Raw genomic sequence first — 11,162 nt, 5'->3', positions numbered from 1 at the left:
GGCGGCGGCGGCGAGCAGGTCGCCGGGGCGCTCCAGGTCGGCCTCCAGCCGCTCCAGCCCCCGGCGGAAGCGGGCCAGGGCTTCGCGCAGGGCCTCCCGGTTTTCCACCACCATGTCGCGGCTCATCCGGGGATCGCCGCTCGCCACCCGCGTGAGGTCGCGGAAGCCCCCCGCCGCCAGCAGGCTCAGCCGCTCGTCCCGCGCCACGAGGTGCGTCAGCGCGAGGCTCACGAGGTAGGGGAGGTGGCTCACGGTCGCCACCAGGCTGTCGTGGGCCTCGGGCGGCATCACCACCGGGGCGGCCCCCAGCCCTTCTACCAGTTGCCGGGCGCGGCTCAGGGCCGTCAGCGAGGTGTGCTCGGTCGGCGTGAGCACCCACACCGCGTTTTCCAGCAGCGCCGCCCGCGCGTGCGTGACGCCGCCGCGCTCGCTGCCCGCCATCGGGTGCCCCGGCACGAAGCCGCGCACGCCCAGCGCGTCGAGTTCGGCGGCGATCCCCGCCTTGACGCTGCCCACGTCCATGACCAGCGCCTCCGGCGACAGGAAGGGGGCCAGTTCGCGGGCCAGCGGCCCCAGCGCCCCCATCGGTGCGGCCAGCACCACCAGATCGCAGCCGCGCAGCCACTCGCCGGGCGTGGCCTGCACCTCGTCCACCACCCCCAGCGCCTCAGCCTCGCGCAGCACGTCCATGCTGGCGTCGTACCCGACGACCCGGCGGGCCAGCAGCCGCTCGCGCAGCCCCAGCGCCACGCTGCCCCCGATCAGCCCCACCCCCGCGATGGCCGCACGCTCGAAGGGAACAGGGGAGGACGTGGGGGACGCGAAATCGGCCATGCGGGTCACCGTAGCATGGGGGCCGCTTCCCCCCTACCCCCGGCGTCTGCGGCGGCGGTAGCTCAGCAACTCGGCGTACATGCGGGTGCGGGCACGCGCCCCCTTCCAGAAGCCGCGCTTGGTTTCCTTGAGCACCTGCCGGACCTGCCCCAGCTCCACGTAGTCCCAGCGGGCACCCGTCTCGCGCAGCCAGTCGGTGATGGGCGGCTCGGGCCAGCGCTCCTCGCCCAGCCGGGGCACCGCGAGCAGCCAGTCGCGGCGGCAGGCCCGCTGCCCGCTGAGGTTGGGCGTGAGCCGGTTGCCCCAGTCGCTCGCGAAACTGCCGCCCCCCTCGAAGACGCCAATGGCCATATCGAGCTCGCCCGCCAGCACGGGGGCCAGCAGCTGCTCCAGATGCTCGCGCGTCAGGCCCAGCAGGTCAGCGTCCAGCATGACCACGAACTCGGCCCCGGTGGCCTCCAGCGCCGCCTTGAGCGCCGGACCCTTGCCCCGGTTCTCGCGCAGCTCCACCACCCGCGCCCCCGCCGCCCGCGCGACCTCGGCGGTGAGGTCGGCGCTGCCGTCGCTCGCCACGACGACTTCCGGGCTGAAGGCCAGCGCGGCCTGCACCACCGTCGCCACGGTCTCTTCCTCGTTGTACGCCGGAATCACGACCGCCACGCGGGGAGGGGAAGGGGAGGCGGACGGCAGCATCAGGCCGCATGGTACTTCACCCCCGGCAGGCAGGCGAAACCCCCTCCCACTGGGCAGGAGGGGCGGGGCGCGGGAAGACTCGGCCTCAGCCCTTGCGGTGCGTCAGCATCTCGTGCTTGTGCACCACCTTCGACCGGGGGCGGCCCTGCTGCTCCCCCTGGGCCAGCTCGTGGGCGTCGAGCACCTGCCAGTCGTGGTAGGTGTACACGTCCACGCCCCTGTCTCGCAGCAGGGCGTCCACGGCCTCCCGGCCTGGCTGCGCGGCGGCGGGCAGCGCCCCGGCCCCCGCGTCCGCGAGCAGCCCGGCCACCGTGTCCACCGCGTCCTTCTTGTTGGTGCCGATCACGCCGCTGGGACCACGCTTGATCCATCCGGCGGTGTACTCACCGGGGCGCCCCTCCACCCGGCCTTCCGCGTTGGGAATCACGCCCCGGCGCTCGTCGAAGGGCACGCCCGGCAACGCGACCCCCTTGTAGCCCACCGAGCGCAGCACCATCTGCACGGGAAGCACCTCGTACTCGCCGGTGCCGACCGCGTTTCCTGCCTCGTCCAGCACGTTGCGCTCGACCCTCAGGCCGGCCACCTGCCCGCTGCCGTCGTCCAGAATCTCGACCGGCGAGACCAGAAAGCGCAGGTGGATGCGCCGCTCCTTGCCCCCCGGCGTCCGCACGGCGAAGTCGCGCAGCACCTCCAGATTCTTCCTCACAGCGTTGTCGGTGATCAGCGCCTCGGTCGCCTCGTCGATCTGGACCTCGGCGGGCTTGACAACGGGGTCGGCGGCGCTCAGCTCGCCGAACTCGCGCAGTTCCTTGGTCGTGAACTTGGCCTGCGCCGCGCCCCGGCGCCCCAGCACCCACACGTCGCGGACGGCGCTGCGCTCCAGCACCTCCAGCGCGTGACCGGCGATGTCCGACCCGCGCAGTTCGTCGACCGTCTTGACCAGGATGCGGCTCACGTCCAGCGCCACATTGCCCACGCCCACGACCGCCACGCCCCCCGCGTTCAGCACCAGCTCGCGGGCCGCCGCGTCGGGGTGGCCGTTGTACCAGGCGACAAACTCGGTCGCGCTCATCGACCCCCGCAGGTCCTCGCCGGGAATCCCCAGGCGGCGGTCGGCGCTCGCGCCCACGGTGTAGACCAGGGCGTCGTAGAGGCCCCGCGCCTCCTCATGGGTGAGGTCGCGGCCGAACTCCACATTGCCCAGAAAGCGCACGCGGGGGTCCGAGAGCACCTTTTCAAAGGCCCGGGTCACGCTCTTGATGGTCAGGTGGTCGGGGGCCACCCCGTAGCGCACCAGTCCGTAGGGGGTGGGCAGGCGGTCGAACACGTCGACTTCTACCGGGATCGCCGTCTGCTTGGTCAGCGCCTCGGCGGCGTAGATGCCGCTGGGACCGCTGCCGATCACGGCCACCCGCAGCGGACGGCCCAGGGAGGGGGAAAAGGTCTGCTCGCTCATCGCTGCCGAGTGTAGCGGGGGAGGCCGGGCCGGAGCGTGCCGCCATTCCCCTGGGCAGGACGGGGCGACACACCGCAAAAAACGCCACCCGGCGTGAACCGGATGGCGCTGCGGGGCAGGGGGGATCAGGCGGCGGAGATGGTCGCCAGCGCCCGCTCGTCCTTGAGGGTGATCTTGCCGTACCCGGCGCTGATCACGCCCTCGCGGCTGAGTTCGCCCACCACCTTGGTGACGGTCTCGCGCACCGAGCCGACGGCGGCGGCGAGTTCGTCGTGGGTGGCGTAGATCATGGTCTCGCCAGAGTCGAGCTGGGTCGCCAGGGCGGTGTCCTTGAGCTCCAGCAGCTCGCCCGCGATGCGTGCCCGCAGCCGCTTGCCCACCAGACGGTAGATGCTCTCGTAGGCCCGCTCCAGCGTCTTGACGAGGTGCGTGGTCACGATCAGGTTGTCCTCCGCACTCATCAGGGCGGGGTTGATCACGTCCACGGTGGAGTCGGTCACGGCCTCCGCGAAGTAGGCGCGGTTGACACCCGCCAGCGCTTCCTCGCCGAAGTACTCGCCGGGCTTGACGTAGCGCAGGGTCAGGCCGTTGCCGTCGTCGTCCATGGTGTGCACGCGCACCAGGCCGCTCGCGACGCGGTAGAGCATGTCGCTCTTGCCGGGGTAGAGGATCACGGCGCCGGGCCGGTAGGTGACGGTGTCCACGAAGGTCTTGGTCAGGGAGGTGGTGTGGGTCTGCGTCATTGGGGTCGCCTCCTGGCGGTGAGGTTCGTAAGCGGCGCCGGACCATCCCGGCATGGATCACAGTGTAACCCACGGTCACGTTTTTGTAAACAGTTTTGTTTCTTTAAAAAGGGTTTAGCTCACAGATTTGCCGGATCAACCCAGGCTGATCGTGCACGTCCAGGGCAGCGTTTTCACACCTGATCACAGGTGGGTCAGGCTCACTGACCCCTCATCCTGCCTGACCTCCCGAAAAGAAACACCCGGCCTCCGCAGAAGCCGGGCAGGGGTGAGGGGGCGGGAGCTTAGAGCGCGTCCTCGCGGCGGATGGGGAAGGCGTCGATCACGCAGTCCCTGTCCCCGATGTTGATCACCTTGACCCCCTGCGCGTTGCGCCCGGTGACCCGGACCTCCTCCACGCGGGTGCGGATCACGGTGCCCTTTTCGGTCAGCACCATCAGTTCCTCGTTGCCCGCCACGTGGGTCAGGGCGACGAGCTTGCCGGTCTTGTCGGTCACGTCGAGAGTGATCACGCCGAGGCCGCCGCGCCCCTTGCTGGGGTACTCGGCCACCGGGGTGCGCTTGCCCAGGCCGCATTCGCTGATCGCCAGCAGCTCGCTGCCCTCGTCGCCGCCGGGCACCAGCGCCATGCTGACCACCCGGTCGTCGCCGCGCAGGCGGATGCCGATCACGCCCTGGGTGGCGCGGCCGGTGTCACGGACCTCGGTCGCTGCGAAGCGCATCGCCTGCCCGTCACGGGTCGCCAGCACCACATGGTCGCCGTCGCGCTGCAGCCGCACGCCGATCAGCTCGTCGCCGGGCTGGAGGTTGATTGCGATCAGGCCCGCCGAGGTGATGTTGCCGTAGTCGGTGATCAGGGTCTTTTTGACCACGCCCTTGCGGGTGGCAAAGACGAAGCTGCCGGGTTCGCTGAAGCCCCCCACGCTCAGGACCGAGGCGATGTTCTCGTCGTCACGCAGGGCGGGGAAGAGGTTGCGGATGTGGGTGCCCTTGGCGTCGCGGCCCGCTTCCGGCAGGTCGTAGATCTTCTCGTGGAAGACCCGGCCCTGGTCGGTGAAGAACAGCATGTAGTCGTGGGTGGAGCCCACGAACACGCCCGTGTTCACGTCCTCCTCGCGCAGCTTGCCGCCCGAGGCCCCGCGCCCGCCGCGCCCCTGCGCCCGGTAGGCGGTCAGGTTGGTGCGCTTGAGGTACCCCGCCCGCGTCATGGTGATCACCATGTCCTCGACGGCGATCAGGTCCTCCTTGGAGATGTCGTCTTCCAGGTCGGTGATCGTGCTGCGCCGCTCGTCGCCGTAGCGGTCACGGATGTCGCGGATCTCCTTCTTGATCTCGCGCCACAGCAGCTTCTCGTCGCCCAGGATGGACTGCAGGCGGGCAATGGTCTTTTGCAGCTCGTCGTACTCGGCCATCAGCTTCTCGCGCTCCAGGCCAACCAGCCGCTGCAGGCGCATGTCCAGAATCGCCTGCGCCTGAATCTCGGTCAGGTCGAAGCGGCTCATCAGGGTGTCCCGCGCCTCGGCCGCCGTGTTGCTGGCCCGGATGCGCTCGATCACCTCGTCGATGTGGTCGAGGGCCTTGACCAGCCCCTCCAGCACATGGGCGCGTTCCTCGGCCTTTTTCAGCTCGTAGGCGGTGCGCCTCGTGACCACCTCGCGGCGGTGGTCGAGGAAGGCCCGCATGGTGTCGATCAGGGGCAGCACGCGCGGCTCGCCATTCACGATGCTGAGGTTCATCACCGTGAAGGTCGACTGCAGCTGGGTGTACTTGTACAGCTGGTTGAGCACCAGCGTCGGAATCGCGCCGCGCTTGAGTTCGATCACAATCCGCACGGGTTCCTTGCGGTCGGACTCGTCGCGCAGGGCCGAGATGTCGGGAATCTTGCCCGCCTTGTACATCGCCGAGATGGTCTGGATCAGGTTGGTCTTGTTGACCTGGTAAGGAATCTCGGAAATCACGATCTGGTTGCGGCCGTTCTTCTCGTCGATGCGGGCCTTGCCGCGCACCTTGAATCCCGAGTGCCCGGTCGCGTACGCCTCGCGGATGCCCTGCCGGGAGATGCGCCCGCCCGTCGGGAAGTCCGGCCCCTGCACGTGGGTCATCATCTCGTCGAGGCTGATGGCCGGGTCGTCGATCAGGGCCAGCAGCCCGTTGCTGATCTCGGTGAGGTTGTGCGGCGGGATATTGGTCGCCATGCCCACCGCGATGCCGGTCGCGCCGTTGATCAGCAGGTTGGGCACCGCCGACGGGAGCACCGAGGGTTCCTCGGTCGTCTCGTCGTAGTTGGGCTTCATGACCACGGTGTTCTTCTCGAGGTCGGCCAGGACCTCCTCGGCCACCTTGGTCATGCGGGCCTCGGTGTAGCGCATGGCGGCGGGCGGGTCGCCGTCGATAGACCCGAAGTTGCCCTGGGGGTCTACCAGCGTGTAGCGCATGTTCCACCACTGCCCCAGCCGCACCATCGCGTCGTAGATCGACGAGTCGCCGTGGGGGTGGTACTTCTTCATGACCTCACCGACCACCGAAGCACTCTTGGCGTGCTTGTGGTTGGACACGAGGCCCTCGAGCAGCATGGCGTACATGATCCGGCGCTGCACCGGCTTCATGCCGTCGCGGACATCGGGCAGCGCCCGGTCCACGATCACGTTCATGGCGTAGTTGATGAAGTTGGTCTTGACTTCTGCGGTGATGTCAACGGGATGGATTCCGGTCATGAGGCTCCAGTCGGGTGCGCGGCCATCCGGGAGGTCCCGCCTGCCGCCGCTTGAGAGATGGGGAAGCCCGGCAACCTCGCCGGGAATGGAATGAGTCTATCACATTCTGTCCAGAGCGTAACGCGCTCCCTTCCCTTCATGGCCTGCATTCTACCGCAGGGGAGCGCCAGAAACACGCGGCAGGCTGAACGGTGGGCGGTGGAGAGGGGCGGCCGGGCGGCATGGACGGGAGCTTCTCCCAGGCACCCTCCCGCTTGTGAGAATTTTGCGTGGATTCGCCCCCTATGATCGCCGGGATGCTGTCACATCTCACACAACTGGTCGCGGACGTGGACGGAGCCTGGGCGGCGGCCATCGGCGGGCTGGACGGTCTGCTGGTCGAGGGCCACGCGGCGGCGCAGGCGGACCTCAATCTGCTGGTCGCCGAGCACGCGGGGCTGATGCGGGCCTCGGGTGCGGCCTACGGCGACACCCTGGGCGGCGGCTCCGTACGCGAGCTGTACCTGCGCGGCGAGCGCCTGAGCGTCTACCTGCACCCCATCACGTCCGCCTTTTTCCTGCTGCTGGCGCTGGACGCCCGCAGCAATCTGGGGCAGGCCCGGCTGTACGGCCGCGCCGCTGCCCACCGCCTGGAGGCCCTGCTGTGAGTGCCCGCTTGGAGTCCCTGCGCCCCCTGCCCGGCGTGGTGGCCGCTGCCCTGGTCGGCCCCGACGGGCTGCCGATCGAGTTGCTGGGCGAGGGTGGCGACGGCCTGGCCGCCGAACTCGCCGCCCTGCGCGTCAGTCTCGACCGGGTGTGCCGCCGTCTTGGGGCGGGGGAAGTGACCCGGCTGGCCTTTACCAGCGAGCGCGTGGAGGTCGTCGCGGTGACCAGCGGCGACTTCATCCTCGGCGTGGCGCAGACGCGCGGCACCGACACCCGCGCGGCGCAGCAACTCCTCGCCCGGCTGGCGCTGGAGCTGACCGATCTGCCACGTCCGGAGTTCGCGTGATCTCCGAACTGCTGGAGGTGCGCGGGGTCCGGCACGTCGCCCTGCTCGACGCGGCGGGCAAGGTCGTCACCAGCGCGGGGGCGGGGGCCGACATCACCGTCGTGCCGCCCGCCCGCGCCGTTGTGGGCAGCCTGAGGGCCGCGCTGGGCACGGGCGAGTGGCAGGACCTGCTGCTCGACTTCGGGGACGGCCCGGTGCTGCTGACCCCCCACGGCGACGGGGTGCTGCTCACCGCCTTCGACGAGGTCGCCAGTCTGGGCCGGGTGCGCTTCGCGGTCGGAAGGCTGCTGGGGTAGGGCGGGTGGCACGGAGGAGCAGCCTGCCGGTGGCTTACACGCCCGGCGCCACCGCCTCCGACTCCTCCACCTCCTCGCACCCCGTCACCCCGTCGAACAGCCCCCGCAGCGGGTAGCGGGTGATCGGCGTCCGCGTGCCGCCGATGCTGAAGCCCTCGGTGCCCAGCATGCGGGTTTCGAGGGCCTCCCGTTCCTCGGGGGTCATGCGGCCCAGCAGGCTCTCGGCGCCGGTCTGGGTGCCGTGGGCGGCGAGGGCCGCTTTCTTGTTCTCGGCGTAGGCAGCCACGTTCAGCCGGACGGCGACCGTGTCTGCCGACACGCCGTAGACCAGCGGGTTGAGGTCCTGCCCCATCCGGGCTATCCCGGCGGCAGCCTCGTGGGACATGGCGGTGTAGTACAGCCGCTGCGGCCCGCCCCCCGGAAGGTGCCCGGTGCTGAAAAAGGCGGCGGTCGTCGCCCGGTGAATCTGGAGGTGGTCGACGTGCCCGTAGCCGCCGTGCGGGTCGAAGGTCACGACGACCTGCGGGCGCACCTGCTCGATCAGCGCCCGCAATTTCACCTCCACGTCCAGCGGGTTCACGTTCATCAGCGCCAGCGGGTCGTCATGGCGGGTGCGCTCGTAGCGGCCCGAGTCGTGGTAGTCCAGAAAGACCGGTTCCCCGATCTCCAGCACGCGGCACGCCTCGCGCAGCTCGGCCTCGCGCTGCTGCCCGAGGTCGTCCACGGTCATCCCCGGCACCGTGATCTTGCCCGCCTCTCCCCGGGTGGCGCAGGCCAGGACCACCCGCACCCCCCGGCGGGCGTAGTGGGTCAGCGTGCCGCCGACGCTGAAGGCCTCGTCGTCGGGGTGGGCGAACACGGCGAGCAGGGTGGGCTGGGCCTGATGGGGGAGAGGGGCGGCAGTCATGCGCGGCAGTCTACGGCGGGCGGGGAACCCCGGGCACCCCCGGGGCGTATCCCGGATATGCGGGCCACCCTGCACAGCCTCTGGACCGCCTTCCGGGAACTGTTTCTGGGAGCCATCGGTCAACCCAGCCCCGGAGCGAGCGCGGCGGACCGGGCACGCTTCGCCGCCAAGAAGGAGCGGGTGCGCGGCGCCTCCCGGTCCGGTCCCCTCACCGCCCTGCGAACCCTGCTGCGCGAGGCCGCCTTCGGATTGATCGGTCAGCCCTCGCCCGACCCCTCGCGCAGGCGCAGGCCGCGCCGGTAGAAGTCCCAGAACTCGTCCGGCCACGCCGCGTACAACCGGCGGCGGTTGCCCAGGTCGGCGGCCTCCAGCGCCGTGCCCAGCGCCCGGTAGAAGCGGCTGCCCTGTTCCTGCATGGCCCGGGCGGTCCAGTAGACCTCGGCCTGAAGGAGGGTGGAGAGGCGGTCCTCGGTCGGGTGGTCGGGCATGGGGCCAGTCTAGGGTCAGGTCCGCATTCTGTCCCCGGCGTACTCCGGTATCATCGGCCCCGATGACGGCCGCCCCGACCACCACCGACCCGCAGGCCCTGGACATTCTCAAGCGCGTCTGGGGCTACGACGCCTTCCGGGGCGTGCAGGCCGACATCGTGCGGACGGTGGCCGGGGGGGGCGACGCGCTGGTGCTGATGCCCACGGGCGGCGGCAAGAGCCTGTGCTACCAGGTGCCCTCGCTGCTGCGGCCCGGCGTCGGCGTGGTCGTCTCGCCGCTGATCGCCCTGATGAAGGATCAGGTGGATACCCTGCGGCAGCTGGGCGTGCGGGCGGCCTTCCTGAACTCCACCCTTAGCCCAGAGGGGGTACGGGAGGTGGAGGCGGCGCTGCTCGCGGGCGAGTTGGATCTGCTGTACGTGGCCCCCGAGCGCCTCTTGCTGCCCCGCACGCTGGATCTCCTCGAACGCGCCCCGGTCGCCCTGTTCGCCATCGACGAGGCGCACTGCGTCTCGCAGTGGGGGCACGACTTCCGGCNGAACGCGCCCCGGTCGCCCTGTTCGCCATCGACGAGGCGCACTGCGTCTCGCAGTGGGGGCACGACTTCCGGCCCGAGTACGGGCAACTTCACGTCCTGCCTGGGCGCTTTCCCCACATTCCCCGCCTCGCCCTGACCGCCACCGCCGACGACCGCACGCGGGCGGACATCCTGCGGGTGCTGGGGCTGGAGGGGGCGCCGCAGTTCATCTCGTCCTTTGACCGCCCCAACATCCAGTACCGGGTGGCCCCGAAGGAGGGGCCGAAATCGCAACTCCTGGACTTCATCCGGGGCGAGCATCCGGGCGACGCGGGCATCGTGTACTGCCTCAGCCGCAAGTCGGTGGAGGAGACCGCGAAGTGGCTCCAGGCGCAGGGCCTGGACGCGGTCGCCTACCACGCGGGCCTCTCGCCGCGCGAGCGCAACACGGCCCAGGAACGCTTCCTGAACGAGGAGGGTCTGATCGTGGTGGCGACCGTGGCCTTCGGCATGGGCATCGACAAGCCCAACGTGCGCTTCGTCGCCCACCTCGATCTCCCCAAGAGCCTGGAGGGCTACTACCAGGAGACGGGCCGCGCCGGGCGCGACGGGCTGCCGAGCACCGCGTGGATGGTCTACGGGCTGGCCGACGTGGTGAATGTCCGGCGGATGCTCGCCCAGAGTGCGGCCCCCGAGGACGTGCGCCGGGTGGAGGCCGCCAAGCTCGACGCGCTGCTGACCTACTGCGAGGCCGCGACCTGCCGCCGTCAGGTCCTGCTCTCGTACTTCGGGGAGACGCTGCCGGAGCCCTGCGGCAACTGCGACGTGTGCCTCGCCCCGCCGCGCGTGCGCGACGCCACGCGGGAGGCCCAGATGGCCCTCTCGGCGGCGATCCGCACCGGGAACCGCTTCGGGGCCGCTCACCTCACCGACGTGCTGCTGGGCCGCGACACCGAGAAGGTCCGGGCGATGGGGCACCACACGCTGCCCACCTTCGGCGTCGGAAAGGCGCACGACGAGAAGACGTGGCGCGGGCTGCTGCGCCAGCTCGTCAGCCTGGGCTACCTCGCGGCGGGCGAGCACCACGGGCTGAGTGCGACGGCAAAGGCGCGCCCGCTCCTGCGCGGCGAGGAGACGCTGCACCTGCGCGAGGACACTCTCGCGCCCCGTCCGGCCCGGGACCGCTCGGCCCGGCCCGGCCGCGCCCCGGTGGACGCGCAGGACCGCCCCCTGTTCGAGGCGCTGCGGGCCTGGCGACTCCAGAAGGCCCGCGAACAGGGCGTGCCCCCCTACGTGATCTTCACCGACGCGACCCTCAAGACGGTGGCCGAACTGCGCCCCGGCAGTCTGCACACGCTGGGCACTGTGAGCGGGGTAGGCGTGCGCAAGCTCGAACAGTACGGTGAGGAGGTGCTGGCGGTGGTGCGCGGCGAGTCGGGCGGTGGGCGTCCAGCCCCCAGCCGCCAGCCGACAGAAGCGGAGCGGGGCGCGGCCGGGAATGCGGCGGTGCTGGGGCTGCTGCG

11 protein-coding genes and 1 pseudogene are annotated in these 11,162 nt (G+C 70.6%); 5 read left to right on the top strand and 7 right to left on the bottom strand.

Features of this window, described 5'->3' with window-relative positions:
* From QOL99_RS10865 to gyrA, 5 genes are all read right to left on the bottom strand, one after another.
* Positions 1-834 (bottom strand): prephenate dehydrogenase (locus QOL99_RS10865; protein WP_285523780.1); only part of this gene is annotated, 834 nt, incomplete at its 3' end.
* Positions 835-867: 33 nt separating this feature from the next.
* Entirely contained in the window at positions 868-1,527 is a 660-nt protein-coding gene (locus tag QOL99_RS10860; RefSeq protein ID WP_285523778.1) for a glycosyltransferase family 2 protein, read from the bottom strand.
* Between the two features lie 85 nt (positions 1,528-1,612).
* Positions 1,613-2,983, bottom strand: a complete 1,371-nt coding sequence (locus tag QOL99_RS10855; protein WP_285523776.1) for an FAD-dependent oxidoreductase — start codon at positions 2,981-2,983, stop codon at positions 1,613-1,615.
* A 125-nt stretch (positions 2,984-3,108) separates the two neighbouring features.
* On the bottom strand, positions 3,109-3,726 hold the full coding sequence (locus QOL99_RS10850) for a helix-turn-helix domain-containing protein (protein WP_285523775.1): 618 nt from the start codon (positions 3,724-3,726) through the stop codon (positions 3,109-3,111).
* Positions 3,727-4,010: 284 nt separating this feature from the next.
* Positions 4,011-6,440, bottom strand: coding sequence for a DNA gyrase subunit A (gene gyrA / locus QOL99_RS10845; protein ID WP_285523773.1), 2,430 nt, complete (start codon positions 6,438-6,440; stop codon positions 4,011-4,013).
* A 296-nt stretch (positions 6,441-6,736) separates the two neighbouring features.
* Between gyrA and QOL99_RS10840 the strand changes: the two genes are divergently transcribed.
* Genes QOL99_RS10840 through QOL99_RS10830 form a run of 3 tightly spaced genes read left to right on the top strand, consistent with a single transcriptional unit; the run spans position 6,737 to position 7,727 of the window.
* The gene (locus tag QOL99_RS10840) at positions 6,737-7,087 is read left to right on the top strand and encodes a roadblock/LC7 domain-containing protein (protein WP_285523771.1); all 351 of its coding nucleotides are present in this window, start codon (positions 6,737-6,739) and stop codon (positions 7,085-7,087) included.
* Positions 7,084-7,431: a roadblock/LC7 domain-containing protein gene (locus QOL99_RS10835; protein WP_285523769.1), complete on the top strand. Its 348-nt coding sequence runs from the start codon at positions 7,084-7,086 to the stop codon at positions 7,429-7,431. The genes QOL99_RS10840 and QOL99_RS10835 overlap by 4 nt, the downstream gene beginning before the upstream one ends.
* Entirely contained in the window at positions 7,428-7,727 is a 300-nt protein-coding gene (locus QOL99_RS10830; protein WP_285523767.1) for a roadblock/LC7 domain-containing protein, read from the top strand. Before QOL99_RS10835 ends, QOL99_RS10830 begins: the two co-directional genes overlap by 4 nt.
* Before the next feature lie 34 nt (positions 7,728-7,761).
* Here the strand turns inward: QOL99_RS10830 and QOL99_RS10825 are convergent, their stop codons facing one another.
* Complete coding sequence (locus QOL99_RS10825; RefSeq protein ID WP_285523766.1) at positions 7,762-8,634, bottom strand: PIG-L deacetylase family protein; 873 nt, start codon at positions 8,632-8,634, stop codon at positions 7,762-7,764.
* A gap of 57 nt (positions 8,635-8,691) precedes the next feature.
* On the opposite strand from QOL99_RS10825, the gene QOL99_RS10820 reads away from it, so the two are divergent.
* A complete protein-coding gene (locus QOL99_RS10820; protein WP_285523764.1) occupies positions 8,692-8,937 on the top strand; it encodes a hypothetical protein in 246 nt (81 codons plus the stop codon).
* Here the strand turns inward: QOL99_RS10820 and QOL99_RS10815 are convergent.
* Positions 8,892-9,122, bottom strand: coding sequence for a hypothetical protein (locus QOL99_RS10815; RefSeq protein ID WP_285523762.1), 231 nt, complete (start codon positions 9,120-9,122; stop codon positions 8,892-8,894). The two genes, QOL99_RS10820 and QOL99_RS10815, sit on opposite strands and share 46 nt — an antisense overlap.
* Positions 9,123-9,184: 62 nt before the next feature.
* Between QOL99_RS10815 and QOL99_RS10810 the strand changes: the two are divergent.
* Positions 9,185-11,162 (top strand): annotated as a pseudogene (locus QOL99_RS10810) (RecQ family ATP-dependent DNA helicase); the annotation flags it as partial.

Origin of the sequence: Deinococcus rhizophilus (genome assembly GCF_030271215.1) — a bacterium.
Classification (GTDB): Bacteria; Deinococcota; Deinococci; order Deinococcales; family Deinococcaceae; genus Deinococcus; species Deinococcus rhizophilus.
Note: the sequence above shows the minus strand (reverse complement) of the source record. Positions and strands in the feature narration are given on the sequence as shown.